Genomic DNA, 18,674 nt, shown 5'->3' with positions numbered 1-18,674 from the left:
CCCGGGCAACTTTTAATTTTGCTACTTCAAACATAAGCACTTGATCCCGGCATAAACCGAAACCAAGTGCTTGGTATACCCCTTTAATTATAGAAAAGAGCTACTTTATACAATGTCTATTGGCGTACCTTCAAATACAGCCATTGTAGGCGCTTGTGTAGCGGCACCTTCCGGATATTTGGAAAAATCAGGATTGGAAACAATCTTATCGGCAAAAACAAAATTTTCCAAATCATAGCCTTGGCTGAAGAAAGACTGTAACTCAATAGAATCTTCAGCGTTGTAACCGGAAAATATTAAGTTGTTGCCGGATTTAACAAACTTCACTTCGGACGATTTGATGCCTTCGAAGCGGACGGTATCCGTGCTATTGTCAGACTGATAATTGTTGATAGAGTCCTGACCGTGCCCTTTGCTGAATACATAAGTATCAGCGCCGTTGCCTCCTGTCAGGCTGTCATTGCCGATGCCGCCGGTTAAGACATCGTTGCCGTCGCCTCCTGATAGACTATCCGAGCCACTTCCCCCATCCAAACTATCCTTGCCGGAAGAGCCGTTTAACGTATCATTGCCGCCTAATCCCGAAAGCGTACTGCCTGTTGCATAAGCATATAAAGTATCGTTTTGTTCCGTACCTTTAATCACCAGTTCTTTTATAGCGGCTACATCCAGTTTACTTTCATCATCGAAGAGAATCTGCTCCACTTGATAACCACCATCTCCATCCTTACTAAAGTAATTATTAACCCATACCGTACCAGTGCCATCTTTAGCCGTAATATGCAAATCATTAGATGAGCGGGTAAAAACAAAATCAGCTTGTTTCCAACCATCAGCAAAGCGGATGGTATCGGTGCCTTCGGTATCATTGTTATAAATCGTGTCTTTGCCGAAATTTTTACCGAAGATATAGCTGTCGTTTCCTTCACCGCCATTCAGCGAATCATTGCCGATACCGCCGATTAAGGTATCGTTTCCACCTTTACCCTCCAGCGTATCGTTTCCATTACCGCCTTCCAGCGTATCGTCTCCGGCAGCACCATAAAGATAATCATCACCACCCAAACCGGAAAGCTTACTGCCTTCCGCATATGCATAGAGATTGTCGTTCTGCTCGCTGCCGACGGTAACCAAATCTTTAAGCACATCGGCATTCAAAGTGGCGCCGCCGTCAAATACGATTTTTGCACCGCCTATGCCGTCGACGCGGAAGAAATTGCCTACTGAAATTTCTCCCGTGCCATCTTTGGCGGTAATCACCAAACTGCTGTTTGAGCGCGTAAATACCAAATCAGACTGGGTCCAACCGTCTGTTAAGCGGATGGTATCGGTTTCTTCGGGATAATCGTTTTGAATGCTGTCTTTGCCGAAGCTTTTATCAAAGATATAAATATCTTCGCCTTTGCCGCCGTTCAACACATCATTACCGCTGCCGCCGTGCAGTTTGTCGTTGCCTTCCCCGCCTTGCAGCGTGTCGTTGCCGTTGCCGCCGGATAGCAAATCATCTCCGGCGCCGCCATATAAAGCATCGTTGCCGCCCAAACCGGCCAGAGTGTTGCCTTCCGCATAAGCGTAAAGCGTATCGTTTTGTTCGGTGCCTTTGATGACCAACTGCTTAACGGCCGCCACATCCAACACCGTACCGTCGTCAAAAAGAATCTGATCAATTTGATAGCCGCCGGCAGCATCTTGGCTGAAATAACTGTTTACCGTTATTTCTCCGCTGCCGTCTTTAGCGGAAATCATCAAATTATCGTATGAACGGGTGTAAACAAAATCGATGTAAGAAATCCTCGCGTTGTTTACACAACAGATTGAGAAAAATAAGCCTGTAAAACCTCAAAAGGCGTATCGCCCTTCAAGCCCTTATGCGGCTTAACCGTATTATAAAAATTCACAAAACGGCACAATTCCTTCTGCCTGTGTTCCGAATCCATAAACGGAACTTTGTCATGCCACATTTCCATCAGGGTGCGGATTACCCGTTCTGCCTTACCGTTGGTCTGCGGTCGGGCAATACGGGTAAACTTCTGGTTGATGTTGTTCTGCACACAGGCAACCGCAAACGGATGCGACGCATTGCCACGGTATTCCATGCCGTTATCCGAATAGGCACATTCGATGGTATAAGGACAACAGTCAATCACATCACGCAAAAGGAACTTGGCCGCACTAGCCGCTGTACGGTCGGGCAAAATGGCCGCATACAGTTCGCGGGAATAGTCGTCAATGGCGACAAACAGGTAATCTCTCGAGGCGGTTGCTTTTTGGTTTTGCAACAAAGGCAGTCGTTTGGTGTCGAAATGCACCATTTCGCCGGGATAGGATTTGTTGTAGCGTTTGGCCTGTTTCTTGAGCTTTTCTTCGATGTTTTTTCCACTTTTGCCAAACGCTTCATTCCGTATTTGGCCTGTTTGAAACGGTTGTTGGTGCTGTTTTGTGGTGCGAGCAGCTGCAGCCGTGCGGCCTTTAGGATGCGGTAAATGGTAACCCTGCTGACTTGGTATTGCCGGGCCAGTGAGGTAACGGTGATTTTATCCTGCGTATAGGCGCGCCAAACGGCTTGGCGTTGGTGCGGGGTAAGGCGGGTGTTTTTATGGATGTTCATGGCAGTATTGTCTTTCAAATACTGTAAACAACGCTAGAGTTTCTTACAAATCAGACTGTTTCAATCCTTCGGTAAAACGAATCATATCGTTGCGTTCGGCTGAAGTGTCATGATTATTAACCGAATCTTTGCCGAAATTTTTACCGAACACATAAATATCCGAGCCTTCGCCGCCCGATAAATGATCATTGCCCTCACCGCCAACCAACACATCGTTGCCGCCCCGGCCGTTCAAAGTATCATCGCCGCCTTCTCCAAATAACACACCGCCTTCCAGCAACACATTACCAGCCGCTTTCGTTTCCAGCGTGTTGTTGGCTTCATCGCCGACAGAACCGTTTAACTCAGCCAATAATTTCAAATCATCAATATTTTTGGTGCTAAATACAGCACGTGCAAAACTCGCCCATTCTTTTCTAAACTCTACCGCAGCAGAAGGATTAAAAGTAAGAGCATCTAATACGGCTTCTATAGCTGAAGCCGCACCTTTAGCATTTTTTGCTTGAATTTGCTGATAAATATAACCACTGATACCGTCCCAATCCACTACCATCTTACCGTTTGCATCGGTTTTAACCATTTCCCTACCTAAAGCAGATGCATAAATTTTCTGCATCCTGATGCTGCCTGCCACATACTCAGAAAATTTAACAAATTCATTTTCTAAAGCTTGGCCCGCATTCGGACCCGGATTACTACCCCAACCACTTTGCTCAAATGATTTGTCTGAAAGTTTTTCTAAAACAGTCAACTTACGGGCATCTATATTTTCCCCTCTGCTATTAGGCAAAACATCAGTAGCTCCCGCCCATTGATATATCAACGCATTCAGTTTTTCAGCAGAAGGATTATCTTCTCCCAAATATTCTTTCAGTTGAATCAAAAGGGTTTTATCTTGCGATACCGAATCACGCAAACTGTAAACCTGGCCGAACGGCATAATTTCAGGCAGTTTAGAGATTTCTTCTGTATGTGAAAATTGCTTAGTATAGGTTGTGCGAGCTCCATCGGTTTGAAACCATACATCTACCGCATCAGATGTGTGCCCATCTTTCCAAATAGCAGAAGAAGCCTGCTTATGCGAATTACCGTTTTCATCTACCGTGTTTGTTTCCGTATATTTCAGGTTTAAAGAAATAATTCCGGCATTATCTAAAGATTTTAATTCACCTATATCTGACACACCGTCGGAATCAACATCCTGCCAAATCTTAAATTCCTGCCAACGTACATCCTTCACATCAAGCAAACCATTATTGTTAGAATCATATTGTTTCAACGCTTCAAAGCCATTATCTGCAAACTTCCCGTCTGTAAGCAGTGAATTATTGCCAAACAGTTCACCACCATTATCAATCATACCGTTAGCATTCATATCCAAAGCCAATAAGCCGTCTTCTTTAGATACCCAACCTGTTTGTTTTGCAAAGCCGCTCTTGTTATGGTCAAAGTGAATATTATTACCAAGCCCGAGCGTTTTCACACCATCACCGTTAAGATCGATAATGATCGGAGAAACCATTTGGGCCGCATCATCCGCAGATATGATGAGTTCTCGCGCCCAGTCGATAAAGGTATCATCCAAATCAACATTATCCAGCCATTCCTTTGCTTTTTCTTATCCTCATCACTAATCGGAATAACCTTAACACCTTCGGGATCATGGCCGGCTTCAAACCATGCATTCAGATCAGAAGACGGTATCGGCTTCCCTGAATCAACATCAATCACAATAAACCCTTGCCCCGCATCGGTAACAATATTTTGCAGTGAATGACTATTCCATAAAGCATCCACACCATCGCCTTCAGTTTTAGAAAGATCCTGCCAATATTTTTCCTGAGCTTTTTTGCCTGCATATTTCCCAACCAAACTCATCGGATGCTCCAAAGTCCAATTATTGATATTGAGGCCATGATCCTTAAAAACATTTTTATGAAAATCCCTCATTTGCTCAAAGGAAATATCTGATGTAGTTTTCCCTCCATCTCGTTCAATATTTTTAACCAATGTATTCAAATAACTGTTCGCCATATCGATCCGTATATTGTTTAATTGGCTTTCTGAAAAGGTTTTACCTGAAGAAGCGGCCATAAAATTCAATGCCGCCTGTCCGGTAACTGTTTTACCAGAGGCTACACCGCCCGCCCAGCCCGCATAGGTGTAGCCCTTGCTTTGCAGCGACTGATAAACCGAAATCGCACCACCCACACCATTCTTATTTATTTGGTCTTTATAATTGTTGATATCTTGTTGGGTAATTATTCCTGCCATCATTCATTCTCCTATTAATAAACTACACATCAAATAGGCCTGTCTGAAACAGCTTGCTTACACCGTTTCAGACAGGCATCTTCAAATGGATTTTTAATCTGTTTCCCTGCTCAGTTTCCGTATCAATGGCCTCCGGCTCGGTAATAAAACTGCGCACGGCTTTTTCCGCTTCCGATTCGATTTTTTTCCAATCTTTCAAAACTTGACGATCATAGCTGAGTGAAAGATCTATTTTCATATCCTCCAACATCACTACAGAGTGACTACACGGGGGTTGCTGTACTTTCCTATTCGAGCATACGATATAAGAAGTAATATTTCCTGCTTGATTCCTCGCCACAAAAATATCTCTGTCATTATAGTTTCTTAAGGCAATTTGCCCATAATCCACATCCTTGGGTAAAACATACACTTCCAAACCAAATTGCCTTTCCTGCAACTTAATACGAGGTGGAGGAATATCATGAGCAGCCAACCTGTTTAAATATTTTGCAGGCATAACAGGGTAACGGGAACCGCTCAACACGGTAACACTTACCCATGCATTACCCGGAATATTGTGTTCGCGTTCGTATGCCCTATCCGAATCTTTACGCAAATGCCGCAACAACCCGTCTGTATAACGCATGTCGAAACCGAACGATTCAATTATCGATTGATAGGTGCGTATCGGTGGTTTATAGTTTCTGTTCTTCTCCGGATCCCAACCGGGGGAATCATCGTATTCCAACAACCTAGCCACAAAAGCCGACAGCTTTACCGGCTTGCCGCCCAGATTGCCTATCTGGTAAGGATGCTTATATTCGTCTCTCGGATAACCCGCCGGAATCAATTGCCCCGGCCTGAAATAAATCGGCCCCCGATCAGGTTTGGGATGCAAGTGTTTTTGAATGTAATGGTAACAGGCGGCAAACGTAAACACGGTTGCTCCCGCAATGAGCATGGCCAACAAGAATTTTACCGGTTTAATAGGCATATTCTCTCTCCATATCAATTATGCATTTTCTATAGTATTTATTAAATCTATTGACAATGCCTGTCTGAAAAGGTTTCAGACAGGCATGGGTAAGTTTTTGCTCTTTATTAATGCCGCAGAGGCGAATCTGGCGCCGCCGTTTTTCATATAATCCACCGCATCTATCTTCAGCGCTTCTCTATCCGAATTATTCGGCCGGTTCATCCGGCTCTTCATATCCGCACAGCTAGGCGGTGTGGGCGAATTCCATAAATAACGGGACAACACCCTGTCCACGGTTACTTGATCTACGGTTAAAGGTTTTTGATTGGTTGCCATAATTTTCTCCTCTTAAAAGTTTAAATAAAGTTCATCAAATACCGTAATAATAAGGTTGCCACAGAATATCCCCGCAATTGTTCATAAAGAATATTTCGGAAGATTTGATTTGAAATGTTTTTTCTTTAGGGTAAAAAAATATGGGCCGGGTAAAAGCTGCTTTGCTTCCAAATAAAAATTGCCCACTCCGTAATCACGAATATCGATATTATCCGGAATACGGTTTTCAGGAAGAATTTGACCGTCTTCTACATGGGTGATCAATCCATCCGGACGGACACGCGGCAAAACCTGCTCTTTCGGCAAAACCGTGCAGCAATCCGCACCGAATAAATTATCCGAGTCGCTATAATCCCGCCGGTTGAGGGAATACGGTTTGGCTTGCTGATTTGTGACATAAGCGCGGAAATCGGCGCTTGATTGGATTTCTTTTGCGCCGAACGCTCTTAACTGCTCTTCGCTGATCGGATCTTCCATTTCCAATAGCAACTTATCCCATTGCGCATTGGTATAACCCTGAGGCAGAAACCAAACCCGGCAATCCGTTTCACTGCGCGCGCAGGCCGAAGCAGTTTCCGCCCTGCCGCCCTGATTGGTGGTTCGGTTCGCTTGGAATGCCTCGGCTTGAGCCAACAGCTTTTCTACGAAGCCTTCCATTGCCTGTTGCCGCAATTCTTCCGGACGGTAAAATTTCCTATCCCGCCAGCAGTAGCCCGCCCTGTTTTTCTCGCGGTATTCCGCTTCGGATACGCCCTCTGGTTTCGGATCTTTCGCCATCAGGTTTTTCCAATAGGCGTATTTGTCGTTCGGCGGCCCAATAAAAACATAATAAAAACCATAACCTAAACCGACCGTTACCAATAAAAAAACCGCCATGATTTTTATCAAAATCCGACGCTGTTTTTGCTTCTCTTGGGAAGTGGGTGTTGTTTTGTTTATCCGATAACTCATGGTTTATCTGCCTCCTCCGTATCAATCTTTTTTAATCAAATCCATTGACAATGCCTGTCTGAAAAGGTTTCAGACAGGCATGGGTGGGGGTGCAGAGCATCAATCCTGCGTAAAGTTGCTGCCATTGTTCCATCTCCTTAATAACAATCAATTTAAATCTGATTCTTCATAATAATAATACGGATAATCCAACATATCCCCGCAATTGTTTAAAAAATAAATATCGGTAAACCGGGATTTATAGGTTTCTTTTTGCCTGTGATTTTTTTGATATGCGATTTTATCCAATCCCGTAGACAGTTCACGGGTTTGGAAGTAGAAATTACCTATGCCTTGCTCTCTTATATCCATGTGAATAGGAATGCGATTTTCATACGGAAAAATTGCAGTACCGCTACCATACAATTCTTTATGCTGTATGCTTTGTATCTGTTCTGCCGTAATCACGCGGCAACAATCAGAACCATAAACTGCTTGTCCAAAACCCCTACCAACCAAGCTAAATCCTTGATTCTCGTTTTGCTTCATGTATTGCACCATATCCTCCGCCGAATTGAGTGCTTTTGCCTGATATACGGCCAATAAGGATGGATCTGAAGGATGGATACCGGAATGGAATTCTTCATCCCAGCGGGCATTGCTATAATCAACCGGCAAAAACCAAACACGGCAATTCAGGTCATCACTGTGGCAAAAACCGTGAGTAAGCAATGTTTCCCATTCGTCATTTACATTGATTGTTTTTACTCGTTCATTGCGGTAGGCATCTGCGATATTCATTAGGTATTTGACAAAACTGACCATCGCTTTTTGCTGTAATTCCTCTCGGGTGTAGAATTTCCTATCTTTCCAGCAATAGCCTGCTTTATTTTTTGCCCGGTATTCTTCTTCGGAAACAAACAACGGCTTGGGATCTTTCGCAACCAGTGCTTCCCAATGTTGATACAGGCTAGGCACTCTGGTTTCATAAAGATAAGTGCCTACCGCTGCCATCACCATGCACAAGAGTAAAAATATCAATGCCGGCAACACATAACGTCGCCGCTTTTTCTTTTGGGTTGGTGTTTTGTTTGCCGGATAATCCATTTTTTATCTGCCTCCTCCGCATCAATCTTTTTCAATCAAATCCATTGACAATGCCTGTCTGAAAAGGTTTCAGACAGGCATTGTCAAGTGGAAACACGTTTATTCGACCTCGCTGATCTCTGAAGTAAAGCGGCTGAACCTCCACGCGCCGCCGGGGAAACCTTTGCACATACCTGTGTGCGAATCTTCCGCCAAAACAAATTTTCTGCCGTTCCATGCCCATATGCTGAAGCCCCAACAGTCTCCCAAGCCCCTGCCTTTAAATGCGGAAAAAATCCTACCTGCTTTGTAGCCTTCGTCATTGCCGCCGTGCCCACCGCCGACTTTCTGTATTACCTTGCTCATCTGGGCGTTCATCACAAAATAGGCGTCGGAGCTTTGGTATGCACCGGCAACACACGGCACTTGCAGCAAGGTATGCCGCTTATCCAAAAGATGCACCGTTATGCCGGTTTCTTGGTACCGGTTGCAGAATTCAACCATGTCTTTTTCCGGATCGGGGTATTGCCGCAATAATGCCTCCAGCTTTTTAAACTCGGTGCTTTCAGCCTTAATCTCGCGCGGTTCGGCTTTGGCTACGGCAGGTATGCGGATAGCCGGTTTCACGCGCGGCTGCAATACCGCATGCCGGCTTTTGCCTTTGCGGATTAGGGCGGAAGGTGTGTTAACACGCTGCTGGAATTCGTCCATTTTGAGCAACACCGCCGCAGCGCCTGCGTCCGAAACCTGCCAGCGCTGCCTGCCGGCACGCAACTCAATCCGGCTTTTGTGTTTCAGGGCTTGCAGCAATGTTCGCGTTTGCCAGGCGGAAAGTTTGCCGCCTTGCCCGTTGTCCGCCAGCTTTACTCTACCTGTCTGCCTGCCGTTGATCCGCAAAGACGCCTCGTTGAAACTGCCCGCTTCCCCTTGCGGGTCAAAAGCATAAAATAAAATTTCCCCTTGCACGGGCGCCTGCTTGCCCGCCTTTCTGCTGAAGGAAACAGACACGGGATGCTCGAAATCTTCTTCCGCCTGATAACCCGCCGCGCGGCAAAAGCCGGTGTTGTCGCAGGCCAGCTCCCAATCATGACGGCTGAACATTATCCCTTCCAAAGCTTTGCCATCCGCCTGCGCTCCCGCGCAGGCAGCCGACAAAGCAACCGCACATACTGTAAACCGGGCAAACACTTCCTTTCCCCCTCAATGAATATTGAACATATCAGCCGCTCTTCTTCCATTATTAAAACAATATATTAAAAGCACGCTATAATTTGGAAATTACAACATCCACATCATGCCGGAGATCTACATGCCCAAATCCAACCGTATTCTTTGCCGCGAAATGAGCCTCTTGGCTTTCAACCGCCGCGTGCTGGCGCAAGCGCAGGATACCCGCGTTCCGCTGTTGGAGCGGCTGCGCTATTTATGTATCGTTTCTTCCAACCTCGACGAATTTTTCGAAGTGCGCATGGCTTATCTTAAGCGCGAGCACAAAGCCCGTCCCGGCCTTTTGCTCGACAGCGGCCTCACGCCTGCCGAAACCATTGCCGCGACCACGCAAGAAGCGCGTGCAATCATCCGAGAGCAATACCAGCTCCTCAACGACGAGCTGTTCCCCCGTCTGCGCGAAGAAGGCATCAGCTTCTACCGCCGCCGCGAATGGAGCGCGGCGCAACGCGCATGGATTGAAGACTATTTCGACCGCGAGCTGCTGCCGATACTTACCCCCATCGGGCTCGACCTTTCCCATCCGTTCCCCCGCCCGCTCAACAAATCGCTCAACTTCGCAGTTGAACTGGAAGGCACGGATGCTTTCGGCCGCGCATCAGGCATGGCCATCATACAAGCGCCCCGCATTCTGCCGCGCATCGTGCGTATGCCGGACAACCTGTGCGGCAAACGCTGCGGCTTTGTGTTCTTGTCATCCATTCTGCATGAATATGTACACAAACTCTTCCCCGGCATGACCATCAAAGGCTGCTACCAATACCGCCTCACGCGCGACAGCGACCTCACGGTTGATGAAAGCGACCTGCAAAACCTGCGCAAAGCCATTCAAGACGAATTGCGCGACCGCGAATACGGCGACGGCGTGCGCCTCGAAGTGGCCAACAACTGCCCCGAACACATCAGCGCGTTCCTGCTCGACCAGTTCAAGCTCACCGAAAACGAGCTGTATCAAATGGAAGGCCCGGTTAATCTGGTGCGCCTGATGGCCGTGCCCGACATGGTTGACAGGCCGGATTTAAAATTCCCGCCGAAATCAGCCGTTCTGCCGCAACGGCTGGCCAAAGGCGAATCGGTAATCGATGCCGTCCGCAAAAAAGACATTCTGCTGCACCATCCATACCAATCATTCGACCCGGTGGTTCAATTTATCCGCCAAGCCGCTTACGACCCCGATGTGGTGGCGATGAAAATGACCATCTACCGCACCGGCACCCATTCGGAACTTGCCAATGCCCTGCTGACCGCAGCTTTAGCCGGCAAACAGGTTACCGTTGTGGTGGAATTGATGGCGCGTTTCGACGAAGCCAATAACGTAAGCTGGGCAAGCAGGCTGGAAGAAGCCGGCGCACAAGTGGTTTACGGCGTGTTCGGCTATAAAGTCCATGCCAAAATGGCGCTGGTTATCCGCCGTGAAGAAGGCAAACTAAAACGCTACGCGCACGTGGGCACAGGCAACTACCATCAAGGCACATCGCGCATCTACACCGATTTCGGTTTGCTCACCGCCGATGAAAGCATTACCGACGACGTAAACACATTATTCATGGAAATCACAGGCTTAGGCCAGCCAACGCGCCTGAAAAAGCTCTATCAAAGCCCGTTTACCCTGCATAATCTGATTATGCAGAGCATCCATCAGGAAGCGCAAAACGCCCGCGCGGGCAAACCTGCCGCAATCAAAGCCAAGATGAATGCTTTGCTGGAGCCGACCGTAATCGAAGCTTTATACGAAGCATCGAAAGCCGGCGTGCAGATCGACTTGATTGTGCGCGGTCCTTGCGCCCTGCGCCCGCAGGTAAAAGGCCTGTCTGAAAACATCAGGGTGCGTTCCATCATCGGCCGCCAGCTCGAACACGCCCGCGTTTACTATTTCTACAACAACGGCGCGGAAAACACCTATATTTCCAGCGCCGACTGGATGGGCAGAAACTTCTTCCGCCGCATCGAAACCTGCACGCCGATTGAAAACCCCGATTTCAAAGCCCGCGTAATCCGCGAAGGCTTAACGCTTGCTTTGGCCGACAACCAGAAAGCATGGGAAATGAACGGCGACGGAAGCTATGTTCGTATCATTCCTGCAGAGGGCGAAAAGCCGGTCAACTTGCAGGAAGACTTATGGGAAGAATACAGCGGCTGATCTGTTATAGTTAATCAACTTAAAAACAGTACGTCCGAGTATGTCGGTATCGTTATTATGTAAGTAGATTGGCTATAACCGCACCGACAAAAATGCCTGTCTGAAACATTCAGACAGGCATTGTATTTATGACCGTTTATTCTTCTTCCGGCTTGTCTTCTTCTGATTTGTCAAAGTTCAAATCCTTGCTGCCCGACACATTATAAATTTTCATAATGTCGCTCAAAATCGCTTTAAAGTCGATTTCCAAATCTTTCAAAAGCCCGGTTCTGATGTCAAACACCCAACCGTAAACAATCGGATAACCCTGCTTCACATAAAGCTTCTGAATCATCGCCATTTTGATGATGTTGACGCATTGCTCCTGCACATTCAATTCCACCAACCGGTCATAACGCGCCTGCTGGTCTTCAATCGCATCCAGCTCGTCTCGGTGCAGGCGGTACACATCGCGGATATTGCGCAGCCAGGCATTCAGCGAGCCGTGGTCTTGCTGTTCCATTGCCGCCGCCACGCCGCCGCAGTTGTAGTGTCCGCACACAATAATGTGTTTCACTTTCAAATAACGCACGGCATAACGGATCACCGACGAAGAGTTCATATCAATCGGGTTAACAATATTGCCCACATTGCGGTGCACAAACACTTCGCCCGGCTGCACGCCCATCAATTCTTCGGCGGTTACGCGGCTGTCGGAGCAGCCGATGTAAAGGAATTCGGGCGATTGGATGCGCGCCAGCGTATCGAAATAATGAGGGTCTTGCCTGAGCTTGGATTCCACCCATTTGCGGTTGTTTTCAAAAATAGCTTTATATGAATCGCTCATGCCATATTCCTTTTTACGATTAATGATGCGCCCGCTTCAGCTTTTAATCCGCTTGCCCAAAATCACCACATCCGCCCTGTTACCGTCCAAATCACACACTTCGGGCAACCTGCCCCACTCTTTGAAACCGAACGATTCAAACAAACGGATGCTGGCATGGTTATGCCCGAAAATCACGGCCAGCACATTTTCCATACCCAAAGACGGCGCTTTTTCCAGCATGTAGCGCAGCAAATCCTTGCCCACGCCGATGCCGCGCATATCGTGGCGAACATAAATGCTGATTTCCGCGCTGATATGGTAAGCCGGGCGGGGATAATAATCGCTGAAACTGCCCCACGCGAGCACTCCGCCCGTTTCGTTTTTCATCACATAAAGCGGGCGCTGCCCTTTATGCGCATCAAACCACGCCTGCCGCTCTTGGGTTGAAACCGGTATCAAATCGGCGGTAGACTGCCGGCCGGCAATGGTGCTGTTGTAAATCTCAACAATCTCAGGCAAATCGCTTTGCTCCGCAAGCATCATGGTATAACGCGGCATGGCGGATTCCTTTCAGACAGGCATTATGGAAATACGACAACGGAACGGCATATTTTATGGCTGAAGAAAGCTCACAACTTATCTTCCAAACTTATGCCCATTAAATCGGCCAAATGTTGGGCCGCTGCGCGAAACTCAGGAATATCTTCAGGCCGGCTATGCACAAACTGCAACAAGGTTAATTCAGGAGCCGGATAAGGCCTGCGGTATTCCAATGTTAAGTAACGGTCTCCTGCTCTGGTTTGAAACTGATAAATCAGGAGATTATGCTCATCCTGCACGGCAAGTTCGCGAATACACTTGCCGTTATCCAGCTGATAAAGCGTTCTTTCCGCCGAAACAAACCGCCAGCCTTCCGATAAACCGAGGTGTATCGACTTTTCCCTCGCCTTAACCCGCCAATATAAATTGAGCAGAATAAAAGCCAAACACACGATAAACCAAACCAAGCCGGCATAATCCAAAGCAACCGCCAAAACCAGCAAACCCACCAAAACAATCAGCGTTTTTTCGATATAGGAAAGATAAGGCGCAAATACTGAAGGGGATGCCACCAACACCGGCCACTGAGCCCGCCCATCCGCAGAAAGCAGGTCGTGCAAAACTTCCCGCCCTGTTTTCACAACTGTTTCATCCATATTTTTCAGACAGGCATTGTGGTCAACGTATCAAACCGGAGATTTCTTTAAACGCCTCGTGTTTCGCATCTTGCAGCAATTGGAACAATACGCTTTCCACATTGCTCACAACCGCACCCGCATCCCTCATCTGTTGCAAAGCATTGTCTTTGTTTTGCAGCTTGCGTGAAGAAGTGCATTCAAACGGCACATAAACCTGAATGCCTGCACGGGTTAAGTCCAACACGGTTTGCAGCATGCACACATGGGTTTCCGCCCCAATCAGTATCACATTCTGCACTTGCCTGTTGGCCAGCTTTTTCTCGATTTCCGGCAAATAAGCGGAAAAACGGGTTTTCTCATAAACCGGAGCATTTTGGGTAAGCTCGATAATTTCCGGCAGGGTCTTACCCAAACCTTTGGGATACTGCTCGGTTACCTGAATCGGAACATTGAGCTTATTCAAACCTTTCAACAAAACCGTGCAGGATTGCAGCATCACTTCCGAAGCATGCAGCGCAGGCATCAAACGCTCTTGAATATCTACCGCAATACATTCGGTATTATTGGTTTTTAAGGGATTGGCCATTTCTTTACTCCGTTTGTGTTTATCAAAATGCCTGTCTGAATCTTTTTCAGACAGGCATTCCGTCATTATCCTCAACCTGCCGTTTTCATCCGCATACAGATGCTTTTTCAAAATCTGTATCCATTGTACAGCAAAACCTTATCGGGAATGATTCATTATAAGTCGTATAGTCGGCGCGCATAATAATACTTAGGCCGTATCCGCGCTCGACGAATGCCGGCCCCATCCATACTCCGATATTCGGTTTTCCGGATTTTCCCAAACGTTTTCATGGCTTCTTTCAGGATAAAGACAAACTTTTATAGTTAATCAACTTAACTATAGCGTGTCCGCAAATAAAATCGGCCTTGATTAACTTGGTAAACACGCCGGAAAAAATCCATACCGTTTTCTGTGATTACGGCCTGCTTTTCACCAATACGCTCCGTGATGGAGCCACTTTCGCAAAATCGGAAATAAATATTTCGGCCGGCTCTTTCTTCAATCAAAGAAAAGGTTTCCCCTCTTGTTTTGGTTAAAACAGAACAGGGTTCGGAAGTTATGATCAAATAACCGAAAGACATTTTTCCATCTTTTCAGACAGGCATCCGTAAAATAGTGATTTACAGATGCCGATATTTATTTCACTTTAGCAAACCCCGACACTTTGAGCATTACCGATAAAGTTGATTTGCAATATAAACTGATCTACTCAAGAACGGTAGTCGGCATTAATCGCCACATATTCTTTCGTTAAATCACAGGTATATACCACCGCCTTTTCCAAACCTTTGCGCAAGTCGATGCGCACGGTTATTTCCGGCTCGTTCATCACACGCTGCCCGTCTTCTTCGGTATAGCTTGCAGCTCTGCCTCCTTTTTCCGCCACCAAAACATCACCCAGCCACATCCGCAGATTTTCTGTATCCACATCCGCACCGGAATAGCCGATGGCTGCCAAAAGCCTGCCCAAATTCGGATCGCTGGCGGAAAAAGCCGTTTTCACCAATGGAGAATGCGCCACGGCATAAGCCACTTTGCGCGCTTCCTCGCGGCTCTCTGCATTCTCCACAGCCACGGTGATAAATTTGGTTGCCCCCTCGCCATCGCGCACAATGGCCTGCGCCAATTCAAGCGCCAAATCTTGCAGCAAAGCCTTGAGCTGGTCATAACGCGGATCGGCAATGTTGTCGATTTCACTCTGCCCGCACCGGCCGGTGGCGATGATCACAAAGCTGTCGTTGGTGCTGGTGTCGCCATCAACCGTAATGCTGTTAAACGTGGCGTCGGCGATTTCCTGCGTCATCAGTTGCAGCACCGGCTGCGCGATTTTGGCATCGCACGCGATAAAACCGAGCATGGTTGCCATGTTCGGGCAAATCATGCCCGCACCTTTGGAAATACCGGTGGCCGATACGGTGTGGTTTTGCCCCACTTTTTCCGAACGGCTGGCCGATTTGGGGATGGTATCCGTGGTCATAATGGCACGCGCGGCATCGGCCCAACCGGCCGGCCTCATGCGTGATAAGGCGGTAATGATTTTGTCGGAAGGCAGCGGCTCCAGAATCACACCCGTGGAGAACGGCAGCACCTGCGTGGGCTTGCAGCCCAATTTTTTGGCAACGGCCGCGCAGATTTCTTCCGCCCGCTCGCGCCCTTGTGCACCGGTGCCCGCATTGGCATTGCCGGTATTGACCACCAGCGCGCGTACGCCGTCTTCATCAAACAGGTGCTGTTTGGCAATATGCACAGGCGCGGCGCAAAAGCGGTTTTGCGTAAACACGGCGCCGACGGTGTTTTTCTCGCTCAATACAAACAGCGTCAAATCATCGTGTTCTGCTTTCTTAATGCCTGCCTGGCCTACAAAAACACCCACGCCGTCTATGCTCAATAACTCATCGCGCTCTTTTTCGCATAAATTGACTGCCATTATTTTTCTCCTTGTTGTTTTTCATCGTTAGCATCCGCTTGCGCCAACTTGGCTGCACGTTCTGCCGCATACGCTTCCTGAATGCGGTGGCGGTAACGCGCGCCCGCCAAATGGTAAAACGGCTTGGGGCTGAACTGGCGCGATACTTGCGAAGCGAAAATCGAGCCTATCAGCAACCAGAATAACAAGTTTTGGCTGCCGGTCATTTCCATCACCACCACGCTGGCAGTGAGCGGCGATTGCGTAGCGGCTGCCAAAAATGCCGTCATACAGATCAATACCACCACATTCGTGCCAATCTGTATGCCGGATAAATCAGAAATGTGCTGCCCTATCATAGCACCGATTGTGAGGCATGGCGTAAAAATACCGCCCGGAATGCCCGCCCAATAAGATAAAACCGTAGCCACCCATTTAGCCGCCGCAACACCGGCCGGCGCTTCATACACACCGCGCAAAGCATCCGAAGCCTGATGATAACCCGTGCCGAATGTTTCGCCTTGATAAAGCGTGCCCACCGCAGCCAAAAGCAAACCCATCACCCCTGCAAGCATCACAGGATGCTTTCTGACCCAGCCGCGAATCCGCACCGGCGTTACCGCATCCACGCCTTTTGAAAGCAAGCGGGCAAACAAGCCGCCCGCCACACCGCACGCCAATGCACAGCCAAGCACCCAAACAATCATATTGGGCAACTCAAACCCTCTGAATCCGCGGAAATAAGGGTTATTCCCCTCCAATGCCACCAACACGAAACCCGAAGCCAGAATGCCGATAAAAATCTGCCTTTCCCAACGGAGCATCACACCCCGCCCCAACTCCTCAATCGCAAACACTACCCCTGCAAGCGGCGCATTAAATGCCGCCGCCAAACCGCCCGCCGCTCCCGCCGCCAGCAAATCGTTTTCCTGCAAGCCTTTAAATGCCAGATTGCGCTTTTTGCACCAACGCCCCCATTCGGCCATTACCGCCGCACCAACCTGAACCGAAGGCCCTTCACGGCCGATAGACGCCCCGATAAGCATGCCGAAAAAAGTCAACGGGATTTTCAAAAGCGTACGCCCGAACTGCACCAAACGGGTTTTTTGGGCCCCATAAGGCAACGAAAGCGAAGCCAGCACTTGGGGAATCCCGCTGCCAGAAGTGTAAGGCGCATAGCGGCGGGTAAGCCAAGCAATCAACATCAAACCCAACGGTAAAGCCGCCCAGGCAAACCACGGGTATTGCTGCACCAATCGGGCATTTTCCTCCAATGCCCAATCCGCCATCTTAGCAAACACCAATGACACCAAAGACACCAAAGCCGCCCCCATCAACAAAAACGAAAAAGCAATCGTTTTGCGCGAGAGGCGGCGGGTTTGCGAAAGTTTGTGCGTTAGCGCGCGATCCATGCGGCGCCAGAAAGAAGGGTTATGTTCCATATAAAATAAAACAAATAGGTCAGATATTCAGGCAGCTTATATCTGTTTCTTTTTCAGACAGGCATACCGTGTTTGCACCGACACTATCAATAAAAGTTTCAATTTGAGCACCAGCCAAACCCAACCGTTCGGCTGGCAGGCTTTTCTAAAGAATGCGCCAAAAGAACACTCTTAAACCGTTGTATACCAAATTAAACCAAGTTTCCAGCCATCGTGTTGAAACCAAAACCAAACCGATACTGATCAGATAAGAAGCCGTGGCAAACAGCAAGGTAAAATTATCGTTAGGGCGCGGATGGCCGTTCAAATTGGCAATCCAGTTGCTCCTTAAATAAATTCCATATAAAAATTGGGCAAACACCACACTCAACACCAGCAGACCCAACGGCCTGAGTAAAAAGCCGGTGGCTGCAAGCACAAAAGCGAGTTTGAACAGAATCTCGTCAACCTGCCATCCCAAGCCCGCATCGTTACAGCGTTTCATTAATAACTTATGCTGATAATAAACCAATCCGCACCCGACCAAGATGAATACCGTGATGGTTCTTTTGGTGCTGAGCGACAAAACAGATTGAATCTGCCGCCCATGCGAAGCGGCCTCCAATACATCCCGCATCAACCACATCATCGCAAACAATATAATGATGGATGGGAAACAGTAAGCCGCAAAGCGGGCGCGGCTCAACCGGTTATTCGGAAAATTCCGTTGGTTATACTTCATTACAATTTATGCTCGAATAAAACGTTTATCTCTAGAACAAATAGAGCGGCAAAACCCATACTTCATACATACAGCATAAAAGCATCCGTTTCACAGCAATCACTTCCCGCATTGGGCATTATTTTTCGTTCAACACCCCTTCGCAAGCCCAAGCACCTCCGGCACAGCAACTCAGTTTGATACAGGCCGGTCAAAATGCACGGCAAGTAAGCTTATCGGCCAATACATCCCCTAATTTAACTGACCGGTAAACACTTCTTCTTCCGATGCTTCTACTTTAAAGTCTTCGTTAGCCCAAGCGCCCAAATCAATCATTTTGCAACGCTCGCTGCAAAAAGGGCGGTATCGGTTATCAGCAACCCATGCCACTTCGGCGCCACACGTCGGGCATTTCACCATCAATACTTCCGTCATAATATTGCCTTTTCCAATTCAACTGAAAATTTAATTATTTATAATAAGTAATGATAATGGAATTTTAATAAACAGAGG

17 protein-coding genes and 1 pseudogene are annotated in these 18,674 nt (G+C 47.8%); 1 reads left to right on the top strand and 17 read right to left on the bottom strand.

Going from position 1 to position 18,674, the window contains the following annotated elements:
- Positions 1-105 precede the first annotated feature (105 nt).
- The 9 genes and pseudogenes from EL143_RS04975 to EL143_RS04935 all read right to left on the bottom strand — a co-directional run bounded on the left by EL143_RS04975 (position 106) and on the right by EL143_RS04935 (position 9,380).
- Positions 106-1,746, bottom strand: a complete 1,641-nt coding sequence (locus tag EL143_RS04975; RefSeq protein ID WP_085416484.1) for a calcium-binding protein — start codon at positions 1,744-1,746, stop codon at positions 106-108.
- Positions 1,747-1,802: 56 nt separating this feature from the next.
- Positions 1,803-2,608: pseudogene (locus EL143_RS13010) on the bottom strand (integrase core domain-containing protein).
- A gap of 43 nt (positions 2,609-2,651) precedes the next feature.
- Positions 2,652-4,193, bottom strand: a complete 1,542-nt coding sequence (locus tag EL143_RS04965) for a calcium-binding protein (RefSeq protein ID WP_126326633.1) — start codon at positions 4,191-4,193, stop codon at positions 2,652-2,654.
- Positions 4,088-4,885, bottom strand: coding sequence for a hypothetical protein (locus EL143_RS04960; protein ID WP_085416654.1), 798 nt, complete (start codon positions 4,883-4,885; stop codon positions 4,088-4,090). Before EL143_RS04960 ends, EL143_RS04965 begins: the two co-directional genes overlap by 106 nt.
- Positions 4,886-4,949: 64 nt before the next feature.
- Complete coding sequence (locus EL143_RS04955; protein WP_085416655.1) at positions 4,950-5,858, bottom strand: hypothetical protein; 909 nt, start codon at positions 5,856-5,858, stop codon at positions 4,950-4,952.
- A gap of 75 nt (positions 5,859-5,933) precedes the next feature.
- Positions 5,934-6,176 (bottom strand): hypothetical protein, encoded by a 243-nt coding sequence (locus EL143_RS04950; protein WP_085416656.1) that lies wholly within the window; start codon positions 6,174-6,176, stop codon positions 5,934-5,936.
- Positions 6,177-6,257: 81 nt separating this feature from the next.
- Positions 6,258-7,127 carry a hypothetical protein gene (locus EL143_RS04945; RefSeq protein ID WP_126326631.1) on the bottom strand — a complete coding sequence of 290 codons (870 nt, stop codon included), beginning with the start codon at positions 7,125-7,127 and terminating at the stop codon, positions 6,258-6,260.
- A 147-nt stretch (positions 7,128-7,274) separates the two neighbouring features.
- Positions 7,275-8,213 (bottom strand): hypothetical protein, encoded by a 939-nt coding sequence (locus EL143_RS04940; RefSeq protein ID WP_085416658.1) that lies wholly within the window; start codon positions 8,211-8,213, stop codon positions 7,275-7,277.
- 99 nt (positions 8,214-8,312) lie between these two features.
- Positions 8,313-9,380 carry a DUF1176 domain-containing protein gene (locus EL143_RS04935; RefSeq protein WP_085416659.1) on the bottom strand — a complete coding sequence of 356 codons (1,068 nt, stop codon included), beginning with the start codon at positions 9,378-9,380 and terminating at the stop codon, positions 8,313-8,315.
- A gap of 121 nt (positions 9,381-9,501) precedes the next feature.
- On the opposite strand from EL143_RS04935, the gene ppk1 reads away from it, so the two are divergent.
- Positions 9,502-11,559 (top strand): polyphosphate kinase 1, encoded by a 2,058-nt coding sequence (ppk1, locus tag EL143_RS04930; protein WP_085416660.1) that lies wholly within the window; start codon positions 9,502-9,504, stop codon positions 11,557-11,559.
- A gap of 136 nt (positions 11,560-11,695) precedes the next feature.
- Here ppk1 and EL143_RS04925 read toward each other — a convergent pair whose 3' ends face one another.
- From EL143_RS04925 to yacG, 8 genes are all read right to left on the bottom strand, one after another.
- Positions 11,696-12,385, bottom strand: coding sequence for a carbonic anhydrase (locus tag EL143_RS04925; RefSeq protein ID WP_085416661.1), 690 nt, complete (start codon positions 12,383-12,385; stop codon positions 11,696-11,698).
- A 36-nt stretch (positions 12,386-12,421) separates the two neighbouring features.
- Complete coding sequence (locus EL143_RS04920) at positions 12,422-12,925, bottom strand: GNAT family N-acetyltransferase (RefSeq protein ID WP_085416662.1); 504 nt, start codon at positions 12,923-12,925, stop codon at positions 12,422-12,424.
- Between the two features lie 71 nt (positions 12,926-12,996).
- Complete coding sequence (locus EL143_RS04915; protein WP_085416663.1) at positions 12,997-13,563, bottom strand: hypothetical protein; 567 nt, start codon at positions 13,561-13,563, stop codon at positions 12,997-12,999.
- Positions 13,564-13,585: 22 nt separating this feature from the next.
- Positions 13,586-14,131, bottom strand: a complete 546-nt coding sequence (locus EL143_RS04910) for an isochorismatase family protein (protein ID WP_085416695.1) — start codon at positions 14,129-14,131, stop codon at positions 13,586-13,588.
- Between the two features lie 691 nt (positions 14,132-14,822).
- Entirely contained in the window at positions 14,823-16,040 is a 1,218-nt protein-coding gene (argJ, locus tag EL143_RS04905) for a bifunctional glutamate N-acetyltransferase/amino-acid acetyltransferase ArgJ (RefSeq protein WP_085416665.1), read from the bottom strand.
- Positions 16,040-17,431 carry a chloride channel protein gene (locus EL143_RS04900; protein ID WP_197719619.1) on the bottom strand — a complete coding sequence of 464 codons (1,392 nt, stop codon included), beginning with the start codon at positions 17,429-17,431 and terminating at the stop codon, positions 16,040-16,042. Before EL143_RS04900 ends, argJ begins: the two co-directional genes overlap by 1 nt.
- Before the next feature lie 175 nt (positions 17,432-17,606).
- Entirely contained in the window at positions 17,607-18,182 is a 576-nt protein-coding gene (locus EL143_RS04895; protein ID WP_085416667.1) for a hypothetical protein, read from the bottom strand.
- Between the two features lie 231 nt (positions 18,183-18,413).
- Positions 18,414-18,596 carry a DNA gyrase inhibitor YacG gene (gene yacG / locus EL143_RS04890; RefSeq protein WP_085416668.1) on the bottom strand — a complete coding sequence of 61 codons (183 nt, stop codon included), beginning with the start codon at positions 18,594-18,596 and terminating at the stop codon, positions 18,414-18,416.
- Positions 18,597-18,674: the final 78 nt, after the last annotated feature.

The sequence above is a fragment of the Neisseria canis genome, from assembly GCF_900636765.1.
GTDB classification, from domain to species: Bacteria; Pseudomonadota; Gammaproteobacteria; order Burkholderiales; family Neisseriaceae; genus Neisseria; species Neisseria canis.
This window is presented reverse-complemented; position numbering and strand designations above follow the sequence as displayed.